The organism is Microaerobacter geothermalis, from assembly GCF_021608135.1.
Taxonomy (GTDB): domain Bacteria; phylum Bacillota; class Bacilli; order DSM-22679; family DSM-22679; genus Microaerobacter; species Microaerobacter geothermalis.
The window spans coordinates 1-19,609 of sequence record NZ_JAKIHL010000010.1 but is presented as its reverse complement, the minus strand read 5'-3'; the positions used below and the strand labels follow the sequence as shown (position 1 = coordinate 19,609).

The window sequence follows — 19,609 nt, the reverse complement described above, 5'->3', positions numbered from 1 at the left end:
GTAAATAATAAACAGGAGGACCGGAATGAGAGTCCACCATATGATGTTGTAAATTAAAGCGGGAGAAGAAATCATCGCCATCACTCCTCGTTTTCCTAGTTATCGTCATCATCTAACATCCGGTATTTGATGCTCTCGTCAAACTGTCCGCTTTTTCTGGCCCAAGCCCATATAAGAATGGAAGAGCCAGTAAAGCTGATCATGACAATCAGAATGATCCATGCGCCTATAGTGAGTCCTAATAACACCTATCTCCCTCCTAATTAATGGAGAGACACGTTTCGTTTCATGCTGTATCTTCGGTTTTCTCCTTATTATTTTGCCGGTAAATCTATAGATGTGGAATTAAAGATTCACACGTCCGCTAGTCGTGTTCACCAAAGGAAGTGATTCAGGTCCGCTTCAAATCTAAAATACGGAGTCCCCAAAAACATATTTCCGTCTAAATATTTTTTTACCGCAGTAGTCCTGTGATGAAAGGGTTGATATCTTTTTCTACACCGATGGTGGTAGCAGGGCCATGTCCAGGATATACCTTCGTTTCATCGGGCAGAACCATCAACTTATCCTGAATGCTTGAAATAAGCAATTCATAATTTCCACCTTCCAGATCTGTTCTCCCAATGGACTGGGCAAACAAAGCGTCTCCGGTAAACACATGTTCCCCAAACAACAGGGAAATTCCGCCCGGTGAATGACCTGGTGTAAACAGCCATTCAACATTAAAAGAGCCGATGGTTAATGGACCTTCTTCAGATAACAAGACATCAGCAGGGGCTGTTGTCAAAGGTGGTGTAACCATACTCCAACGGGCAGAACCATTCTTATTCGGGTCTGTGAGCCAATCTGCCTCATTTTGATGAATGTACACCGGAGCTCCGGTTGCTTTTCTTACTTGATCCACTCCGCCCATATGGTCAAAATGGGCATGGGTTAGCAGAATTCCCTGTATTTTTAAGTCTTTTATTTTGTTCAACAGAAGCCCAGGATTCATGCCGGGATCAATGACGATTCCTTCCTTTTGTTCATTCGTTATTAGGTAAGCATTCGTCTGCAACGGACCCAACTCCAAAATTTCAATTTTCACAATCTTCCTCTCCTCCATTGAGAATTTTCTGTTGTTATTTTACACTAGATACGATGTAAAACCAAATTCAAACAGGTGAAAGGAGTTTTTCATCTTGTCATCCCATCCGTTATTTGATCTGCTGCAAGTGTACACCCATCACGGCGGTCCCTTTGGATGCTACATGAAACTGGACCCGATTATTCGCGAGCTTCATCCACTCGATTCAACTGGGGTAATAGAAAACCACGATTCCTTTAACGTTGACTCCATCCTATCCACCTTCGAGTTAAATAAAACCCTGCTGATTATCGATCTCCCCTTGACCACTTCTTTACATATGGCCCAATATATTCGGGATCGTTTTCAGGCTTATCCCATTTTGGCCCTGCCAAAGAACCTGAATGCTTTTCTTTCCGATGAAAACAGGCAAGAACTGCGGGGTCTTATAAAAGAAATCATTTCAAATCCGGAATTTTCCCCATCTACCTTTACCATGGTTTTGGCAAAGGAAAGGGAAATCACTCCGGAGGGATTGTTCATGGAAGATGATATGCCTACCCATGAAATTCTTCAATATCTCAAATATCAAAAGGCTGCCTATTTTTTTCAGGGAGAAATAGGAGAGGACATGCAGCGTTACCTTCGCTTCCTTCAGGGAAGAGGTTTTGAAGTGGAAGTATATCCGTATTTGGAGGAGGGATCCCGATGAAATATATGCCTGGTGAAAATTGGCTCACTGACGGTATTACAGAATCCTATCAATTCCCTTGGCTGATGCTGAGCACCTTTATTCATCCTTCCCGCCGAACCTTTTGGTATCCGCCGCGAATCCAGGATATCCAAACGCTAATGAAATTAGCGCAAACAGTTACAGGAAAAGAACAACCTGTTCTCCTTGATGTAGGTTCCGGAATCGGCTTAATGGCCTATCTATTCGCCAGAGAAGGCTTCGAGGTGATCGCTATCGACCAGAATGAATCGGTCATTGAACGCTCAAAGGTGTTATATAAACATCCAAGACTCCAATATCTGCAGAGGAATATGAAAGAAATGGAAGAATGGAAAGGTATGGTAGACGTTGTCTTCAATTCATGGATGCCAGCATTCTCTTTTTGGGGGAAATATTTATTTTCCCTTGATGCTCCCATTGTCTATTTGGTCGGGGATCCCGGAGGTGCTACCGGCGATTACAAATGTGACGAACAAAAGAAAAGTTACCGATTCTTCTTTCACTACCTAACTCCCAGTTGGCATGACCTATTAAGCTGGGTGAACTATCTTCAATTATATCCACTGACTGAGAAAGCGTTAAGTCATGTGATGAAGGCTACCAATCAGCATATCTGTTTTCTTCACCGACAGATTTCCGAACCGGAACAACTTCGAGTCCCTCCGGCTAAACCCTATCCTTGGGAAAATCAGTTGGATGCCTTGGGTCTCCTTCCCGGAACGAAGGTAAGTAATGGGGTTATTTGGTCCCTGTCAACTACCTGAGAAGCAAGCCCTTAAAACCGGAACTAATGATTTACACGCCTGCTTCTCGAGTTCGGCCCAGATGTGATTCATGTCCACTTCGATGCTAAAGAACGGAGCCATCAAAAACATCTGGGTATTTCAAAGATGGAGTCAGTTTGACGGCCAATTCCCATTCTTTAGCTTCTCCGCTTAGTACGAACTCGAAGGCTGTCCTAAGAAATTCTTTGATATGAAAATACCTTTTCATATCAATTTGTGACCCGTAGGGTCATGGATGTTTAGTTCCGTCTAAATGGGTATGTTAAAGATGACGCTATATTGAGGGCTTTTTGGTCCTACAACAGATCAGCTGCCAGCTGGGCAATATGGGAACGCTCCCCTTTTTCCAGATGGATATGGCCGCTTACCTTTTGCTCCTTAAATCGTTCAACGACATAGGATAAGCCGTTATTATATTTATCCAAATACGGGTGATCAATTTGATCCGGATCTCCCATGAGAACAATTTTGCTACCTTCCCCAACCCTGGTTAAAATGGTTTTTACTTCGTGCTTGGTCAGGTTTTGAGCTTCATCAACAATGATATATTGCTCAGGAATACTTCTTCCCCTGATATAAGTGAGAGCTTCCACCTGAATATTTCCCATACCAGACAATATCCGGTCCAAATCGCCATTTTGTTTGGTATTAAACAGGTATTCCAGATTATCATAGATAGGCTGCATCCAAGGACGAAGCTTTTCTTCCTTTTCTCCCGGTAAATAACCAATATCTTTACCTACCGGAACCACGGGCTTTGCCACCAGCAGTTTATGGAATTTACCCTCGTCTTCCTTTAGATGTAGCCCGCAAGCCAAAGAAAGAAGAGTTTTTCCTGTTCCTGCCTTTCCAGTCATGGTTATAAGAGAAATCCTCTCGTTTAAGAGAAGCTCAATGGCCATTTTCTGTTGTGCATTTCGCGGTCGAATTCCCCAAACCATCTGCTCATCATGATATAGGGGCTCAATCCATGTTCCTTCCCCGTTCACTTTCCCCAGTGCCGAACTGGATGATCCGCATTCATCGCGAAAAATGATAAATTGGTGCGGATAAAAGGCATTACGAGGAAAATAATCATGAACAGAAAGACGCCCTTCCTTATAAAAATATCCGATGATTTCCTGAGATATCGACACATTTACATATCCTTTATATAATTCATCATCCTGAATGACACGATCAGATAAAAAATCCTCTGCTTGAAGACCAAGAGCATCCGCCTTCACTCGAACCAACGCGTCCTTACTCACGATGATCACCGGACAACCATCGGGCTTCGCTTCCTCTTCCTCTCGCAAATTCATCGCCACAGCCAATATTCGATTATCATTACTGGCATCTAAAAATATATCCTGCATCTTATTAAAGGAACGATGATTTAATTCTACCCTTAGATTTCCTCCTGATTCCAGTTTTATCCCTGAATGAAGTTGACCATGAGAACGAAGGCTATCGATAAGTTTAGCTACATATCTTGCATTTTTTCCAATCTCATCCGTATATCGTTTTTTTGCATCAATCTCTTCTAACACAACAGCAGGTATGATAATTTCGTTGTCTTCAAAGGCAAATAAGGCACGGGGATCCTGCAGAAGAACATTGGTATCTAAGACGTAGATCTTCTTCAACTTTTCTCCTCCTTAAGGCAACATACCTTTTTGTTAAATCATATTCAATTGTCAATTTTTAGTTCAGTTTATGATACATCGAAAAAAGATATCACGGTTAAACTACAAATATATCTCTTAAACTCGTCAAAAGGACGGTGAAGAAAGAATGTTATATAAAACACTTGTGATTTCTTTTCTAACAATAATGATTCTCGGAGGTTGCCAACCAGCCAATAATCCACCAGCCAATCAGTCTGCACCAAAGCCAGAAGTGCAAAATATAAAGGACAAATCAAGGGTACAACAAACAGCCCCTAGAAGTACCAAATCTCAAAATGCACAAGATACTGCTGAAAGACTGGCACATCTTGCAACGAAAATTCCTCAGGTGAATGACGCAACGGCTGTAGTAGCCGGAAAATATGCCATTGTTGGCATCGATGTAGACGCCAATTTGGACAGATCCAGAGTTGGCACCATAAAATACGCCGTTGCTGAAGCGTTAAAGGAGGATCCCCAAGGGGCAAATGTTTTAGTTACCGCTGATGCAGATACGGTGCAAAGGATTAGAGAATTGGCGCAAGATATAAGAAATGGACGCCCAGTTGCGGGAATCGCAGAAGAATTGGCTGATATTGCCGGTCGATTAATGCTACAGCCCAGCAAGCAAGTAAAGGATCGTGAAGAGCCTCCCAATCAAAACAACCAACGAAGAATAAACGAATAAACGTTTAAAAATAAATTGAAAAGCCTAGTCATTGTTGACTAGGCTTTTAAAGCATCCATCACCTGCTTATCCAATTTGGCAGCAGCATCCGCATCATATGTTTTTTCGTAAGTTGGCTCTTGTGAAATACGGGAACCATAAAACATGATATCCCTAACTTCCTCAACTTTTAATTCAATCTTGGCCAAACGAAGGGGAACGCCCTCCATCTTCTCACTGGCGATGGCTGCAGAGCCGGAAATAGAATAGACTGAACCTGCAGAGAATATAGATAATGTTGCTCGATTATTATTTTTTATATTCTCAACAATTCGAGAGCGATTATCAACTGCTATGAAAACGCGTTGTATATCGGGGGAATAAACCCAAGATATTGCACTTACATTTGGACCTCCTGAATCTTTATCTATCGTGCTTAGAAGGGCAAATCGTTCTTTCTGCATCAATATGTAAATGTTTTCTGTTAAAGTCTGAGACACTTTTTCAGCCAAAACACCATTCCTCCTCTTATGGATTTTCACATAAACTATTCGTTTTAGTATACGACAATTCCTTCTCGTCAATGTGTAAAATTTGAATAGATAATGGGGGTTAAGAAAATGGATGAAAATCGAAATCATATAAAAAAAGTGATCGGTGAAATGGACAAAATCACGGAAAAACTAAACGAAGTCAATACCTTAAACCGCAAATTGGAATCTATTGCCATGCATTTGGAGCGGGCTAGAATTCATGATGTTTTACAAAATTTTAATCATCCGTTAAGGGTAATTGGAATCAATTTTTTGGTCGGCTTGTCCCGTGGTTTGGGATTAACCGTGGGAACAGCCATTATTTTAGGGTTCCTTGCGATATTTTTGAAACAGTTTATATCTCTTCCCATCGTTGGTGAATACATATCGGATCTTTTGGATTATGTTCAATATTATCAAGATTTTAAAGGGAGATAGTTCATGGTATACTTAGAGCATGACATACCATAGGAGGCATTTATGAGAGCACAATGCGTGTTATGTGATAAAATCGTTCACATTGAAAATGAATCTTTGTTAGCCAAGCGATTAAAAAATCATCCTCTCCTCACTTATCTGTGTTCTCCCTGTACGGAGAAAATCAATCACAAATTGCGGGAAAAACAAAGCAAAAAGAGCGTCGAATAAAGAGCTGGAATCCCATTCCAGCTCTTTATTCGCCATATCGTGGTTCCCCGTTGATTTGTTCAAGCAATACATCAATCATCTCTTTAGGAAACATTTGTAATTTTTTCTTTCCGTTAACTACATAATGAATGTGGTACATGGTATCATCTCTAGAAACTTTCAGTTCATTTACCTGATGATCCTCTTCCAGGATTCCCCTAAAAAAAGATTCCGTTTCCTTTGCTGCCTTATCATTTGGACGGTAATCAGCCACCACCTTAATTTGCAGCCAATTGAACAAGGTATCTTGCAAATTCATCATCTGTTCACCTCGTTGGCTCTATTTTGGTCACTATGCTGATTTTCTTGACCGTAAGATTCCGATTTGTTCCTTCGAACCCTGACGACAATGAGTAAAACCAATGCGACAGCCAAAGCAGGAACAATGGGCAGACCGAAGGCATAAAGCAAAGTTAATGGAATGACTCCGATCGCTAACAAGAAATAAATAATTAAAGATTTAAGCAGAGGAAGAGGACGGGCAAATCCCAATTTGTAAACTAAGGCAGTTAACACAAAAACCACCAGATACGCATTTTCCTCAATTAATTGATTTATGTTTTCTAACATAGCCATGATTCCTTCCTACCTTCCTTCATTGAACGACTCCCTTTAATTGGCGGAGATAAACCATTTCCTCACCATACTCTGCTTCATCTTCAACAGGAGTTTCCAGAATCACCGGCAGTCCCTCAAAAAAGGGATGAATCAGAAATTTTCGGAGAGCTTCAGAACCTATCTCACCCTGACCAATTTTTTCATGACGATCCTTTTTGCTGGCAAAAGGGGCTTTACTATCATTAAAATGAATGGCAGCCAAGTGATCCAAATATCCCGTCTCTTTCATTTTTTCCACAAAAGAATCAAAGGTATCACCATTCCACTGCCCCGCTGCAAAGGCATGGCAAGTATCAAAGCAAAATCCGATTTTCTCCGGATATTTACAAGATTCTCTTATAGATACAAGGGTTTCCAATTCCAGTCCCAATTCTGATCCCTGCCCAGCCGTATTTTCTAATAACAGCTTTGTCGGTCCTTCATATTCCTCCAAAATCACATCCAGAGTTTCAATCATTCGTTTAATACCGTACTCTTCTCCTTCACCCACATGCTTCCCGCAATGAACCACAGCCCCGATCGCCCCATAAGTTTCTGCAATATGAAGATCTTCTTTAATAGAGCGAATCGTCACTGCCCACAAATCTTCTTTAAAGGTAGATAAATTTGTAATATACGGAGTATGAGCCACTAATTGAATATCAAGTTCTTTCATGAAATCAACGCCTTTTTCAGCATCTATATAATCAATCTTCTTCGGTCTTAAGCCCCGGGGGTTTTTTGTAAAGACCTGAAGGGATTCAGCTCCCAGTTCATGGGCTCGCTGTACCGCTTGAAACAATCCCTTCGCTACACTGATGTGACAACCTATCTTCAATGATCTCACCTCATTTTATAAATTACCTTCAAGCAATCAAATTACCTTGTAAGAATTTTAAATTTATCTATCCTTGTGATCCATCTATGATTCTTTTCTCAATTCCCTTTCCTTACTTTACCCCCAAACAAAAAAAAGGACAACCCCTTAACGCAATAAGGGACGCCTTCCCATAAACCCATCCTCTAAAGTATGCCAATATTTAATCTCTTCTTCTCCCCATTTCCAACAAAGAAAAACCAATTCTCCTTGATGAAGGTAAGGAAAATCTACAAGTCCAAGCTCAATATCCTGAATAATACACCCCATATTCTTAATTCGGCTCATCCGTTGATGGAATTGATGAAATGATTCCTCATAAAGGGATTTTAGCCTTCTATATTCAAAGTGAACCACATTTTCACCTAAATTTTTATCCTGAATCTCCAACGAACACAATTGATCATGCAGCCTTGTAATATTTCTTCTTAGCTCACGCAACTGTATGATCAATTCCATGAGTTCAGGCAATAATCGATTTGCTTCTTCCAAAGTGAAAATCCGATCACTCATTTAAAAACCTCCAATATAGGATCCTCCATTGAATTCGACAAGGACCTTCACATTCCTTCTTCAAATCATGTAACAAAGGGTATTCCTGTTTGCCCAGAAATACCCTTATCCTATCCGCTAAAAATCCTATTTAAAAATTTCTACGGCCCGATTTTTTGTTTCATCGCTGATGGATATCTTAAACTTGTTAAGGGATGTTTCATTGATGACCAAATCCACATCTTTTGTTACTTCTACAGGGATATCCTTTGGATCTGTTCCATCTAATACCCGGGCAGCCATTTCTCCGGTTTGATAGCCTATTTTATAATAATCAATCCCATAGGTGGCAACGGCTCCTCGTTTTACCGTGTCCGTATCGGAAGCAAAAACGGGAATATTGGCCTCTTCTGCAACCTTTAAGACTGATTCAAAGGACGAAACCACCATATTATCTACCGGAATGAAATAAGCATCCACTTTCCCGATTAAAGATGCGGCCCCCTGTTGCACTTCGTTGCTTTGGGTTACTCCTTTTTCAATCACATTGATTCCCAAGGTCTCACCGGCTTTTTTAGCCATCTTTACCTGAACCTCTGAATTCACTTCTCCAGAGTTATACAGTACCCCAATATTTTTCACATTTGGCATAAATTCTTTGATCAGCTCAATTTGCTTGTCTATGGGATTTTGGTCAGAAGTTCCTGTCACATTGTACTTGGGATTTTGTAGATCATCTACTAATCCTGCAGCAATCGGGTCTGTGACAGATGCGAATACCACAGGAATATCTTTCGTACTTTGGGCAGCTGCTTGAGCGGTAGGTGTAGCAATGGCGATAATAATATCTTTTCCATCCGAAACAAATTTCTGAGAGATGGTTGTAGCCGTATCCCGGCTTCCTTGGGCATTTTGGTAGTCAATAGAAACATTCTTCCCCTCTTCATAACCTTTATTAGCCAAACCATCAATAATTCCTTGACGAATGGAATCTAAAGCGGGATGCTCCACAATTTGACTAATTCCTATAGAAAACACCTTATTCTCCTGTTGCTTCTGGGACAGATTATCCCCTGACTTCTCTACGGTTGTTTCTGTTTTTCCACATCCTACAATAACCAAAATTACAGCAAATAATACGAAAATACCTGCTAATACTCTTCTCATCTCAACTCTCCTCCTGCTTTCTCTTCTAATGCTCGTTTTCTGAAAATCTATGTTTTGAAGTATAGCAAAAAAATTATCATGCGTCTATAGATGAACTAAAACTCCATTTGGAAAATTATAGATTTGATTTTTTAGTCTTAAATATGATATTATTTATGTTGTTACGCGACGGAACGTGGCTCAGCTTGGTAGAGCACCTCGTTCGGGACGAGGGGGTCGCAGGTTCAAATCCTGTCGTTCCGACCATTTTTTATTTGTTACATTTTCCATAATTTTTATTATTTTTCATTTATTACATATGTGACTATAGAAAGCTTAGTTCAGGTAGACGTTTCAATGCACCCTCTTATGGAATTCTTTTTACTTCCACACCCGCCTTTTCTTCTAATGGCCGAATGATCGCCGCAACATCCAATCCTCCATATCCCCATTCCATAGCTTCTCCAATGATTTTCTCACTGAGATTTCCTAATTCAAGGGGAACTTCCAGCTGCTCTCCCAATTGGGTGGCAATTTTCATATCTTTATGAAGCAATTGAATACTAAATCGCTGGTTAAAGTCCCGATCCTGAATTAAATCGATTACCCGGTCGATCATGAAACTGTGGCCCGTGCTTACCTTAACGATTTGTCTCATGATTTCAGGATTGATTCCCGCTTTTACTCCCAATACAAATGCTTCTGACAGGGCTGCGGTATGGATGCCTACCAGCATATTATTCATCAGCTTAACAACCGAACCACTTCCGACACTCCCAACGTGGAAGATATTTTTACCCATGGCTTCAAAGACGGGAACGGCTTTGTCGAAGATTTCCTTGTCTCCTCCACACATGATGGTCAATGTACCGGCATGGGCTCCCATGGGCCCCCCGCTAATGGGTGCATCCAAAAATCCAACACCCATTTCTTTAGTCAAGTAATACAATTTCCGGTTCAACCCTGGAGATACGGTACTGTGGTCAGCCAGCACCATCCCTTCCCTTGCTCCAGCCAGAATTCCCCTCTCCCCCAGATACACTTCCTCCACAGTATCCGGCATGGGCAAACAGGTTAAAACCACATCTGCTTTGGATGCCAAATCAGCTGGGTCCTTTGCTTCAATTGCTCCTAAACCGACTGCCTCTTCAATGGGCTGGCGACTGCGGCTGACTACAAATACCTCAAAACCATTTTTTATTAAATTTTTTGTCATTGGCAATCCCATTGTTCCTAATCCGATAAAGCCTACCTTCATCAAATATCCCCCCAATTTCTCTATTTTTCTACATAAAAGGAACTAAGAATATAGCGATTTACGCCACTTCTCACTTCTCACATCTAACTTTTAGACACCGTCCATACAATTGGGATTCTTCACTTTCACAAAAAATCCTTCCAAAAGAACCATATTAAAATGAAAAAGCAGCCATCCCCAAAGGACAGCCACCTGTTATTGCCTGAACTTTATCCAATGGCTAACCGCCACCAAGACCCTATGCTTCCAATAGCAGCATTTCCATTCTTAATTCCTTCAACCGCTCCTTACACCGACTTATGGTTTCCTGATCTTCTTTCATCAACGCTTCATGAAGGGTTGCCAATTCATAATCGATTTCCATTCGTAACACAGGGATTCTTTGTTCCGCATCTTCTCTCTTAAAGGCTTCCACCATCTGTTCCATGGTTACGGTACACCCCTTTTCAAATAAAACTTTTCGCTTTGAACCATTGATTTCGACTACTTTAACCGGGATCCCAAATTGAAAGTTTTGTATCAAAATTTGCCCTTCATGAAACAGTTTGACGATGGCGTGCCCTTTGTGTTCTTCAATAAAATGTTGTATGATATGGGCAAAACGGGCATCCTTAACAATATAGTGGTGATTATTCATCTTGTAATAATCTCCAACCTGACGGAAAGAGAGTTCATGTACTTGATAAGCTGTCTGTACATGAAGGGATACTTGCTTCTCCCCCTGGTTCCAAACAACCGACAAACCATGGTCAATAAACAATTGAACTAACTGTTGTAAATGTTCCTCGGTAAATCGCAAATCTAAATCACTGTACTCAATCTCATAGGTATTGTCCATGGAATCCACTCTCCTTTCTTGTATTTTAAAAAAACAGGTACTCGTCCACAGAAAGTTATAAAATTCAGACTGTTATAATTATTTGTTGTTTTATATTATTATTCATAGTACAAAAAAGCAATACCTAAAATATTGGATTTTCTAAGCCCAAGGTATAAGGAGTGATACCGTTGACCTTTCAAGGATTTAAGTCAAGTGATTTTGACACTTTCACCATCCAAGGACTGGATCCAAGGATGGATGCTATCAAGGAAAATGTTAGGCCTAAACTAATGGAAATAGGCCAAGAGATTGAACCTGTACTTACCACCATTGGAGGAGAGCCGTTTTATTTCCATGTAGCCAAACATGCAAGAAGAACCGTAAATCCTCCAAATGATACATGGGTAGCATGGGCAACCAACAAAAGAGGATACAAGATGCTGCCCCATTTTCAAGTGGGACTTTGGTCAACTCATTTGTTTATCTGGTTTGCCATCATATATGAATCCCCCAACAAATACGTTTTCGCTGATAAAGCCTTAAACAAATTACATGATCTCATGAAGCAGATTCCAGAGGAATTTGTTTGGTCCACCGACCACACCGTTCCTGATGTGCATAAACACAGCGATCTATCTATTAATGACCTTCAACAAATGCTGGAGCGGTTAAGGGAAGTAAAAAAATCTGAAATCCTTTGCGGCATCACTTTGAATAGGAACAACCCAATAGTGTATGATGGTGACCTGCTGCTAAAAAAGGTTGCGGATACCTTTAAAACATTATTTCCCCTTTATCTGTTGGCTCAATCCTCATCCTGAATAAATTTTTTCTAAAATAACATCTATATAGACGAAACTAAACTTACATGACCCGAAGGGTCACAAATTGATATGAAAAGGTATTTTCATATCAAAGAATTCACTTAGGTTAGCCTTCGGGTTCGTTCCCAGCGAAGAGGCTAAAGAATGGAAATTAGCCCTCAAGCTGACCCCAACATTGAAATACCCAGATGTTTTTGAAGGCTCTTTAATTTCACATCTATAGCGCATAAAAAAAGGTTCCTTCTCCCTTCAGAGCTAGGAACCTTTTTTCATGTCTCAGGATTATGGATCATTTCAAAATCATCTTTATGTTTTTGTGTCTCTATTGACGTCAGATTCAAATTTAAAGATTTTTCAGCCACTTCTCCAATACTTCTTTGGTTTCCTTTTCTATTCTTTCAAAAAGTTCCTGTACCGTTGGAATATCATCAATTAAACCAATTGCCTGTCCAGCCCATCCAAATCCGGCTTCTTCATCACCTAGGTAAATATATTTTCGATTGGTCTCCCCGCTGATCAATTCCTTTAATCCTTCATACCCAACTCCTTGTTTTTCCAGATCGAGAATCCTTGTAGTCAAAGATGTTGCCAGGGCCCTTCCCGGGGCACCTAAACTTCGTTTAATGACCACCGTATCTGATTCACTTCCCTCGACAATCGCTCTCTTGTACTTTTCATGGGCATGTACACATTCCTTTGTAGCAATAAACCGCGTACCCATTTCCACTCCCTCTGCACCAAGGGCTAATGCAGCCATTAACCCATAGCCATCAGCAATTCCTCCGCTGGCAATTACGGGAATGGATACAGAACGAACCACCTTTCTCGTAAGAACGATGGTTCCTGTATCATCCCGCCCTAAATGACCTCCGCCTTCATGACCAACAACCATCACTGCATCGGCTCCCAATTCTTCCGCCTTCTGGGCTTGACGAACAGCGGCTACAAGGACAAGCTTCTTCACCGGATGATTCTTCATCCGGTCAATCAAAGGTTTCGGATTCCCACCTGTAATAGAAATAACCTGCACTTTCTCTTCCAGGGCAACCTCTAACATCTCCTCATAGGGACGGCCATGTTGACCGATGGCAAAATTAACACCAAATGGTTTGTCCGTCAAAACTTTTACTCTCCTAATCTCTTCCCTTAGATGCTCCGGCGAAGGCAAAGTCATTGCAGTGATCTGTCCCAACCCTCCTGCATTGGAAACCGCCGCGGCAAGATCAGAATATGCCAAATAAGCCAGACCGCCCTGAATCACCGGAAAACGAATTCCTAATAACTGAGTCACCCTAGTTTTCATTTTCAAACCACTCCTATCCGTTTTTAATCTCGTCAACTAGTTTCTCCCCATCATATTTCCCTTGCCCGTAACCAATAATATACAGAAAATGAATTCTCCAAAATTCCTACAGATTCCTTCCTCGAACCGAACAAGAGGTAAAATAATTTTATATATAGACGGAATCACTTCTTGTACGAACTCGATTAGCGGACGTACAAATCTTTAGCTCCACATCTATAGATAAAAATTCCCCTTGTTCCTAGAGATTCAATCTGCTATACTTCATTTTGTTTTATTTTAATTGATTTTTCATGGAGGAGATGTTCTGTGAACCGACAAGAAAAAACCCCTCTGTTTACCGGTCTGATTGAACACGCAAAAAGAAACCCAATCCAATTTCATATTCCCGGTCACAAAAAAGGGGTAGGGATGAATCCGGAATTTCGCCAATTTATCGGCGATAATGCCCTTTCCATTGATTTAATCAACATCTCCCCGTTAGATGATCTTCACCATCCGCATGGTATGATTCGTGAAGCCCAAGAGCTGGCCGCTGAAGCATTTGGAGCAGATTACACCTTCTTCTCGGTCCAAGGAACCAGCGGAGCAATTATGACCATGATTTTGTCCGTATGTTCACCGGGAGATAAAATTATCATTCCAAGAAATGTTCATAAATCAATTCTTTCAGCCATTATTTTTTCCGGCGCCACGCCTATTTTTATCCATCCGGTCATGGATCCCCATTTGGGAATCATGCACGGAATTACCACGGATGCCGTAAGAAAAGCGCTAGAACAGCATCCTGAAGCAAAAGCTTTGGTCGTCATCAACCCGACGTATTTTGGAGTGGCCGCTAATTTAAAAGAAATCGTTGAACTGGCACACCAATATGAAATCCCTGTCCTTGTTGATGAAGCCCATGGTGTCCATATCCATTTTCATGATGAACTTCCCTTGTCAGCCATGCAGGCCGGTGCAGACATGGCCGCAACCAGTGTTCACAAATTGGGAGGATCCATGACCCAAAGCTCTGTCTTAAATGTAAAGGAAGGATTGGTTTCCGCAAAACACGTTCAATCCGTCATCAGCATGCTGACCACCACTTCTACTTCCTACCTTCTGCTGGCCTCATTGGATACAGCCAGAAAACAATTGGCTATTTATGGAAAAGAGATGATATCCAAAACCATCAAACTTGCCAAAGAAGCGAGAAAAAGAATTAACGAAATACCGGGACTTTATTGTTTTGGCGAAGAAATCGTCGGCAGGGAAGCCATCTACGACTATGATCCTACTAAGTTAACGATTCATGTTAAAGACCTGGGCGTTACGGGGTATGACGTGGAGAAATGGCTGAGACATCATTATAACATTGAAGTTGAACTGAGCGATTTATATAATATTCTTTGCATCGTTACCCCCGGGGACAGCGAAGAAAGCATCTCAATTCTAATACATGCTTTAAAGGAGCTCTCTACAGAATTCTTCTTGAAAAGAGATGCAATAAATCTTGCCAAAGTCCATCTGCCCAAAATTCCCGTATTAGCGATTTCGCCTAGGGATGCCTTCTATGCAGAAACAGAAGTGGTTTCCCTTGATGATGCCAGCGGACGGATTATGGCGGAATTTATTATGGTTTATCCACCAGGCATCCCCATCGTCATGCCCGGTGAAATCTTGTCTGATGAAAACATCGACTATATCCGTGAGAATATTGATGCAGGACTTCCCGTTCAAGGGCCCGAGGACGAAACCTTTCAAACGGTAAAGGTAATCAAGGAGTTTAAGGCAATAAAATAGATTATGTAAAGAAGCCATTGGTAATTAGTTGATCGATACCAATGGCTTTATTTAACTTATTCCACACTATGCTCTCTATCTTAACTTTATCCCTCAACTAAAACCCTTTTTTGTTCATGGCTGCAGCAATTTTCACAAACTCCGTATAACGTGTCGGCTTTATGGGACTCAAAATGCTCAATAATACAATCACACTGTTGACAAACAATAGTACCCACTATTTCCACCCTCCACCATTATAGTAGTGATTTCAACATCTATTATTTATTATTATTATGTCATTTTTATAGTAATATGTTACACTATTTGTGTCAATAGGCAAAAAATTAGATAAAAAATAGCAAACGGCAACATCCCTTGATGGTGTTGCCGTTTGCTAGCTTTCATCTTCAATTGTTTCACCGAACAACGTGATAAACCCTCCTAATATTGGGCTTCTAGTGGCATAACAGGTAAGTTTTTTTCAAAGAAAGACGCCAGTTTATCAGCCTCGCTAAAATCTTCGATACGGAAAATTCGTTGAATGTGTGCAGGATCCCTCGCTTCTTCTGAGCAAAGGAGAACTGCCCTCCCTGTCTGCATGCAAATCACCAATGGTTTCCCAAAAAACTGATTGCTGTAGACAATACCGAAGTCATACCTAACATGATCCGATAAAAATCCAATAAATCGCACTTGAGTGGTCTCCGACTCGTCATAAAGATGTTCAAATCCTTGATAAGTTAATTCTTTCTCCATACAATCCCTCCGTTTATAAAAATTAGATAGCAAGCATTATTATACCATAACAAATCAATTTTTGCGATAAGAATTTTTTTAATACTACCATATATGATGTGCGCCTAATGATATTTTCCCCATATGAGGAAAAACCAAACCTCAAAAAATAAAAGCCTCAATGAGCAGAAAAAACTGAAGCTTTTCGATAAATAAACGATTATTGTGTTGGTTCAGAAATATCTTTCAATTTTTACAATAATTTTTCATTTCATCAAGGGCATCGATGGTTTCTCGGCTTTGGTTTACCCAATCCACCCTTTCCACACCATGAAGTTCTTCGGCTAAAAATCTTAAACATTCAAAAAATAATTGACGTACTCCTGGACTATATCTCTTTTCCAATTCTTCCATTGCCTTTACCACACGAAATGCTGATGGTGCACTATCTCGACTGGCAAAGATGATTTCTTTCCCTTTTCCAGTCAAAAATACATTGACCACCCTTCCATCTGTATCCCTTTTATCTATTTCAACTAATCCTTTTTCCATTAATTTTTTTACATGAATAACAATAGAAGAAGGATGCCAGAATGTCCACTCTGCAATTTGGGTAATGCGCACGCCTTCAAAGCAATAAACGATCCAAAGAATATTCAATTGAATGGATGAGTCTAAGCTCAGTTTCTTTGCTTCCTTATCCCAGTCCTCCTTTATCACCACATCAACAGCACGAAAATAATTTAAAATTTCATGAATTCTTTGAGTCTCCCCTTTTTTATCCATCAAACATTCTCCTTTATACTTTTTACTTTTAAAGGTGATTATATATTAAGTTTCTCTCTGTGTCACTAACGTTACAAAAAATTCTGTCTTTTTGTGGGCTCAGTTGCCAAAATACAACCCCAATGATAATATTGAATGTGAAATGGAAATGTATAGGAGTGAGTGGGAATGGGAAAAAGTGCCTATATTAAGTTTGTTGAAGGTTCTTCTCAACAAAAGGCAACGGTAGATGACGTGAAAGACATGTTAAATCAATATATTGAAAGAACCTCCAAAACCGGAGATCAGTTATCTTGGCACTATGGAGATACGGCTTTCCCCTATACCCTAGAGGAAAAACCGGAAGGACGGGGAAAATGGTTCTATCTGAAAGGAAAAGATCCCAAGCTATATAAATATATCATTATAGGTGTAGGCTCAGAGCAGGTGGAAGCCGATGGAGAGGTACAACATTACATACAGATTGTTCTTCCAGAAGGTTCAACCGCCGGGGATAAAGGAAAAGCTAACGAATTTTGCAAATACATGGCTAGATATTATAAGGCTGAGCTTCACTTATTTAACGGTCGGGTCATGTATTTCAACCCGAGAAAATAATTCCAATATTGAAGAATTATATATAGCGGTACTAAGGAATTCACTTAAGACAACCTTCGATTTCGTACGAATCAGTGAGGCTAAAGAACGGGAATTAGTAATCAAACTGACTCCATCATTGAAATGCCCAGATGTTTTTGAGGGTTCCGTTCTTTAGCCTTGAAAATGTAATTTATTGAATGTTTCGGGGTTGTTCGGAACGATGCTCCCCAGTTGTTTCCGATATTTCACTGATGACTTGTCCGGATTGCGAGATAAACTCTTCTTCCCTGGCTATGTCTGCCATGGCAACAATACCAACCAATTTCCCATTTTCAGTTACGGGCAAACGACGAATCTGGTTGTCTGCCATTAGTTGGGAAGCTTCCTTGACAGTCATATCAGGTCTTCCGACTACCAAGCTGTTGCTCATCACCTGTTCCACAGATGCAGAACCTTCTCTTTTTTCAGCCAATCCACGGATGACAATATCCCTGTCAGTAATTAATCCAATCACATGATTAGCTTCATCTACCACCGGAATAATTCCGACGTTATGATCTCTCATTTTTACCGCTACTTCATACACATTATCCTTTAAAGTAACGGTTTCCACATTTGTAGTCATGATCTCTCGAAGTGTTTTCACGTCATTTCCCTCCTTTTCGTCTGTAATATTTCCTAACTCTATTTCACTTATGCATGATTTCCTGATAAACATCTAAGTCCAATAATGTTTTCCCTAACCACCATGCATGACACAATATAGCCCGCCTAAAGATTTTCCATTATCCATTTTTTCGCAAATTTTAAAACGTCCTGAACCGAGGCTGCCGTAAATCCAAGTTGAGCGAATATCCTGCTTCCACCGCCCCTTCCCTGTGTCATTTCTAACAGATGATCGACTAACTCTCTCATGGATAAGGATATATTTTCACTGCACGCAGCTATCAAACGGTTCAATTGCCCTTCCGAAGCAAAAATTACCACATGGCCGGGTTCTTCAATGATGGTTTTGGCCAATTCTTTCATATCCTGAAATGGCTTATTTATCCATTGATGAAGATGAAGAGTAACGGAACTTATTTTTTCACCCTGTTTGATCCATTGTTTTGCCTCTTGACGTATGAGGGACTCTTTTAGATGCCTGTTTTCCCTCACATATTGCTCATATTCCCCCTTCATACGAACAAGGGATGGAACAACGTCATAGGGGTTGGTCCTCAGTAATTTCGCTGCTTCAAATAACAAATCCTGAAACTGCCGGGCGATACGCATAGCCCTCAATCCACAAACAAAGGTTAGGCGAACATTCCCTTTATAAGGCTCCCATCCTATGATTTTAATCAAGCCCACCTCGCCGGTTCGATAGGGATGGGTTCCGGAACATGCCGATAAATCAAACTGATCAATTTCAACCAAACGAACGATGCCATCCATGCTCGGCAGCTTCGCCCGTATCTGTTCATCCACTTCTGTAACAGGCATTAATCTCGTCTCGATATGCCGGTTTTCCATCACAATTTCGTTGGCTCTTAATTCAACCTTTCGCACATCATCGACATTAATCTGCGATGCCTTTAAATCAACGGTTACCCACTCCTTGCCAAGGTGAAAACCAATCGTTTCAAGGGACAAAAGTTCCTGAAACGCTGCGGATAAAATATGCTGCCCGCAGTGCTGCTGCATATGATCCATCCGACGGGAGAAATTGACGTGACCTTCTACAGTCCCTTTATGTTCTAAGTTTCCCTTCAACAAATGAACAATAGATTTTCCATCCTTGTACACATCAATAACTTCAAAGCCATCAATCATTCCTGTGTCATTGGGCTGTCCTCCTCCGGTAGGATAAAAAGCTGTTTTGTCCAGAATTAATTCCGTATGTCCATCTTCCCTCCTTGTCTGTGAGAGAACATTGGCTGTAAAATGACTTTGGTATGGGTCCTCTTCATAGATCCTTTTTGTAGCAAACGCCATTCAACCATCTCCTGATTTTTCCTATTCTTAATAGGCGGACGAAGATTTTTAATATCAATTATTCTGCATCACGAAAGAAAGTCCTTCCTGCAATCAGGTTTGTTTTGTCCAAATTTGTTGTCAAGCGTCAGTGAAAATGTCATATTAAAACGTCAGTGATTCTGTCACTTTTTTAGATGTTCTTCATCCCTTGAGGGATGCTAGCTTGTATCGCTCATTTCATCAAGGGTAAAGGCAAAGCCCTCGCTGTCGCTCGCCCTTGATTTCATTCACGATACAAGCTATTAGGGCCATTAAGGGATGAAGGATGACCTATCTGTTGTAACAG

General features: G+C 40.6%; 25 protein-coding genes and 1 tRNA gene. 9 read left to right on the top strand and 17 right to left on the bottom strand.

Annotated features, from left to right (window positions below):
* Positions 1–95 precede the first annotated feature (95 nt).
* Entirely contained in the window at positions 96–248 is a 153-nt protein-coding gene (locus tag L1765_RS06115; protein WP_236405763.1) for a cbb3-type cytochrome oxidase assembly protein, read from the bottom strand.
* 206 nt (positions 249–454) lie between these two features.
* Entirely contained in the window at positions 455–1,087 is a 633-nt protein-coding gene (locus L1765_RS06110) for an MBL fold metallo-hydrolase (RefSeq protein WP_236405762.1), read from the bottom strand.
* A 94-nt stretch (positions 1,088–1,181) separates the two neighbouring features.
* On the opposite strand from L1765_RS06110, the gene L1765_RS06105 reads away from it, so the two are divergent.
* Positions 1,182–1,778 carry a hypothetical protein gene (locus L1765_RS06105; protein WP_236405761.1) on the top strand — a complete coding sequence of 199 codons (597 nt, stop codon included), beginning with the start codon at positions 1,182–1,184 and terminating at the stop codon, positions 1,776–1,778.
* Positions 1,775–2,563, top strand: a complete 789-nt coding sequence (locus L1765_RS06100; RefSeq protein WP_236405760.1) for a class I SAM-dependent methyltransferase — start codon at positions 1,775–1,777, stop codon at positions 2,561–2,563. The genes L1765_RS06105 and L1765_RS06100 overlap by 4 nt, the downstream gene beginning before the upstream one ends.
* Before the next feature lie 317 nt (positions 2,564–2,880).
* Here the strand turns inward: L1765_RS06100 and L1765_RS06095 are convergent, their stop codons facing one another.
* Positions 2,881–4,212: a PhoH family protein gene (locus tag L1765_RS06095; protein WP_236405759.1), complete on the bottom strand. Its 1,332-nt coding sequence runs from the start codon at positions 4,210–4,212 to the stop codon at positions 2,881–2,883.
* Positions 4,213–4,360: 148 nt separating this feature from the next.
* Here L1765_RS06095 and L1765_RS06090 point away from each other — a divergent pair, with 148 nt between their 5' ends.
* A complete protein-coding gene (locus tag L1765_RS06090; RefSeq protein ID WP_236405758.1) occupies positions 4,361–4,921 on the top strand; it encodes a YhcN/YlaJ family sporulation lipoprotein in 561 nt (186 codons plus the stop codon).
* Positions 4,922–4,959: 38 nt separating this feature from the next.
* Here L1765_RS06090 and L1765_RS06085 read toward each other — a convergent pair whose 3' ends face one another.
* The gene (locus L1765_RS06085; protein WP_236405757.1) at positions 4,960–5,412 is read right to left on the bottom strand and encodes a pyridoxamine 5'-phosphate oxidase family protein; all 453 of its coding nucleotides are present in this window, start codon (positions 5,410–5,412) and stop codon (positions 4,960–4,962) included.
* Positions 5,413–5,520: 108 nt separating this feature from the next.
* Between L1765_RS06085 and L1765_RS06080 the strand changes: the two genes are divergently transcribed.
* Both L1765_RS06080 and L1765_RS06075 read left to right on the top strand, forming a co-directional pair.
* A complete protein-coding gene (locus L1765_RS06080) occupies positions 5,521–5,871 on the top strand; it encodes a DUF5665 domain-containing protein (protein ID WP_236405756.1) in 351 nt (116 codons plus the stop codon).
* Between the two features lie 42 nt (positions 5,872–5,913).
* Positions 5,914–6,081 carry a DUF2197 domain-containing protein gene (locus L1765_RS06075; protein WP_236405755.1) on the top strand — a complete coding sequence of 56 codons (168 nt, stop codon included), beginning with the start codon at positions 5,914–5,916 and terminating at the stop codon, positions 6,079–6,081.
* 25 nt (positions 6,082–6,106) lie between these two features.
* On the opposite strand, the gene L1765_RS06070 is transcribed toward L1765_RS06075, so the two are convergent.
* From L1765_RS06070 to L1765_RS06050, 5 genes are all read right to left on the bottom strand, one after another.
* A complete protein-coding gene (locus L1765_RS06070) occupies positions 6,107–6,382 on the bottom strand; it encodes a hypothetical protein (RefSeq protein ID WP_236405754.1) in 276 nt (91 codons plus the stop codon).
* Entirely contained in the window at positions 6,379–6,696 is a 318-nt protein-coding gene (locus L1765_RS06065; protein WP_236405753.1) for a YlaH-like family protein, read from the bottom strand. The genes L1765_RS06070 and L1765_RS06065 overlap by 4 nt, the downstream gene beginning before the upstream one ends.
* Positions 6,697–6,715: 19 nt before the next feature.
* Positions 6,716–7,555: a deoxyribonuclease IV gene (locus L1765_RS06060; protein WP_236405752.1), complete on the bottom strand. Its 840-nt coding sequence runs from the start codon at positions 7,553–7,555 to the stop codon at positions 6,716–6,718.
* 147 nt (positions 7,556–7,702) lie between these two features.
* Positions 7,703–8,107, bottom strand: coding sequence for a DUF2203 domain-containing protein (locus L1765_RS06055; RefSeq protein ID WP_236405751.1), 405 nt, complete (start codon positions 8,105–8,107; stop codon positions 7,703–7,705).
* Positions 8,108–8,233: 126 nt separating this feature from the next.
* Entirely contained in the window at positions 8,234–9,253 is a 1,020-nt protein-coding gene (locus L1765_RS06050; RefSeq protein ID WP_236405750.1) for an ABC transporter substrate-binding protein, read from the bottom strand.
* Positions 9,254–9,422: 169 nt separating this feature from the next.
* On the opposite strand from L1765_RS06050, the gene L1765_RS06045 reads away from it, so the two are divergent.
* Positions 9,423–9,499: transfer RNA gene (locus L1765_RS06045), tRNA-Pro, on the top strand.
* A 100-nt stretch (positions 9,500–9,599) separates the two neighbouring features.
* Here the strand turns inward: L1765_RS06045 and L1765_RS06040 are convergent.
* Positions 9,600–10,490, bottom strand: a complete 891-nt coding sequence (locus tag L1765_RS06040) for an NAD(P)-dependent oxidoreductase (protein WP_236405749.1) — start codon at positions 10,488–10,490, stop codon at positions 9,600–9,602.
* 238 nt (positions 10,491–10,728) lie between these two features.
* Positions 10,729–11,328, bottom strand: a complete 600-nt coding sequence (locus L1765_RS06035) for a hypothetical protein (protein WP_236405748.1) — start codon at positions 11,326–11,328, stop codon at positions 10,729–10,731.
* A gap of 161 nt (positions 11,329–11,489) precedes the next feature.
* Here L1765_RS06035 and L1765_RS06030 point away from each other — a divergent pair, with 161 nt between their 5' ends.
* Complete coding sequence (locus L1765_RS06030) at positions 11,490–12,131, top strand: DUF1054 domain-containing protein (RefSeq protein WP_329609993.1); 642 nt, start codon at positions 11,490–11,492, stop codon at positions 12,129–12,131.
* Positions 12,132–12,477: 346 nt separating this feature from the next.
* Here L1765_RS06030 and L1765_RS06025 read toward each other — a convergent pair whose 3' ends face one another.
* The gene (locus L1765_RS06025; protein WP_407942210.1) at positions 12,478–13,437 is read right to left on the bottom strand and encodes an NAD(P)H-dependent flavin oxidoreductase; all 960 of its coding nucleotides are present in this window, start codon (positions 13,435–13,437) and stop codon (positions 12,478–12,480) included.
* Positions 13,438–13,746: 309 nt separating this feature from the next.
* On the opposite strand from L1765_RS06025, the gene L1765_RS06020 reads away from it, so the two are divergent.
* Complete coding sequence (locus L1765_RS06020; RefSeq protein WP_236405746.1) at positions 13,747–15,222, top strand: aminotransferase class I/II-fold pyridoxal phosphate-dependent enzyme; 1,476 nt, start codon at positions 13,747–13,749, stop codon at positions 15,220–15,222.
* 86 nt (positions 15,223–15,308) lie between these two features.
* Here the strand turns inward: L1765_RS06020 and L1765_RS06015 are convergent, their stop codons facing one another.
* The 3 genes from L1765_RS06015 to L1765_RS06005 all read right to left on the bottom strand — a co-directional run bounded on the left by L1765_RS06015 (position 15,309) and on the right by L1765_RS06005 (position 16,725).
* Entirely contained in the window at positions 15,309–15,440 is a 132-nt protein-coding gene (locus L1765_RS06015) for a GapA-binding peptide SR1P (RefSeq protein ID WP_236405745.1), read from the bottom strand.
* A gap of 205 nt (positions 15,441–15,645) precedes the next feature.
* Entirely contained in the window at positions 15,646–15,960 is a 315-nt protein-coding gene (locus L1765_RS06010) for a DUF3055 domain-containing protein (protein ID WP_236405744.1), read from the bottom strand.
* Positions 15,961–16,185: 225 nt separating this feature from the next.
* Positions 16,186–16,725, bottom strand: coding sequence for a MarR family winged helix-turn-helix transcriptional regulator (locus tag L1765_RS06005; protein ID WP_236405743.1), 540 nt, complete (start codon positions 16,723–16,725; stop codon positions 16,186–16,188).
* Between the two features lie 168 nt (positions 16,726–16,893).
* On the opposite strand from L1765_RS06005, the gene L1765_RS06000 reads away from it, so the two are divergent.
* The gene (locus L1765_RS06000; protein WP_236405742.1) at positions 16,894–17,322 is read left to right on the top strand and encodes a DUF1885 family protein; all 429 of its coding nucleotides are present in this window, start codon (positions 16,894–16,896) and stop codon (positions 17,320–17,322) included.
* A 172-nt stretch (positions 17,323–17,494) separates the two neighbouring features.
* Here L1765_RS06000 and L1765_RS05995 read toward each other — a convergent pair whose 3' ends face one another.
* Entirely contained in the window at positions 17,495–17,929 is a 435-nt protein-coding gene (locus L1765_RS05995; RefSeq protein ID WP_236405811.1) for a CBS domain-containing protein, read from the bottom strand.
* A gap of 146 nt (positions 17,930–18,075) precedes the next feature.
* On the bottom strand, positions 18,076–19,281 hold the full coding sequence (locus L1765_RS05990) for an alanyl-tRNA editing protein (RefSeq protein WP_236405741.1): 1,206 nt from the start codon (positions 19,279–19,281) through the stop codon (positions 18,076–18,078).
* Positions 19,282–19,609 lie beyond the last annotated feature (328 nt).

Coding starts and splice junctions, on each gene's coding strand:
- L1765_RS06035 (WP_236405748.1), bottom strand. CDS start 11,328: ATGGACAATACCTATGAGATTGAGTACAGTGATTTAGATTTGCGATTT.
- L1765_RS06010 (WP_236405744.1), bottom strand. CDS start 15,960: ATGGAGAAAGAATTAACTTATCAAGGATTTGAACATCTTTATGACGAG.
- L1765_RS06090 (WP_236405758.1), top strand. CDS start 4,361: ATGTTATATAAAACACTTGTGATTTCTTTTCTAACAATAATGATTCTC.
- L1765_RS06050 (WP_236405750.1), bottom strand. CDS start 9,253: ATGAGAAGAGTATTAGCAGGTATTTTCGTATTATTTGCTGTAATTTTG.
- L1765_RS06000 (WP_236405742.1), top strand. CDS start 16,894: ATGGGAAAAAGTGCCTATATTAAGTTTGTTGAAGGTTCTTCTCAACAA.
- L1765_RS06025 (WP_407942210.1), bottom strand. CDS start 13,437: ATGAAAACTAGGGTGACTCAGTTATTAGGAATTCGTTTTCCGGTGATT.
- L1765_RS05990 (WP_236405741.1), bottom strand. CDS start 19,281: ATGGCGTTTGCTACAAAAAGGATCTATGAAGAGGACCCATACCAAAGT.
- L1765_RS06080 (WP_236405756.1), top strand. CDS start 5,521: ATGGATGAAAATCGAAATCATATAAAAAAAGTGATCGGTGAAATGGAC.
- L1765_RS06040 (WP_236405749.1), bottom strand. CDS start 10,490: ATGAAGGTAGGCTTTATCGGATTAGGAACAATGGGATTGCCAATGACA.
- L1765_RS06075 (WP_236405755.1), top strand. CDS start 5,914: ATGAGAGCACAATGCGTGTTATGTGATAAAATCGTTCACATTGAAAAT.
- L1765_RS06055 (WP_236405751.1), bottom strand. CDS start 8,107: ATGAGTGATCGGATTTTCACTTTGGAAGAAGCAAATCGATTATTGCCT.
- L1765_RS06100 (WP_236405760.1), top strand. CDS start 1,775: ATGAAATATATGCCTGGTGAAAATTGGCTCACTGACGGTATTACAGAA.
- L1765_RS06065 (WP_236405753.1), bottom strand. CDS start 6,696: ATGGCTATGTTAGAAAACATAAATCAATTAATTGAGGAAAATGCGTAT.
- L1765_RS05995 (WP_236405811.1), bottom strand. CDS start 17,929: ATGACTACAAATGTGGAAACCGTTACTTTAAAGGATAATGTGTATGAA.
- L1765_RS06005 (WP_236405743.1), bottom strand. CDS start 16,725: ATGGATAAAAAAGGGGAGACTCAAAGAATTCATGAAATTTTAAATTAT.
- L1765_RS06070 (WP_236405754.1), bottom strand. CDS start 6,382: ATGATGAATTTGCAAGATACCTTGTTCAATTGGCTGCAAATTAAGGTG.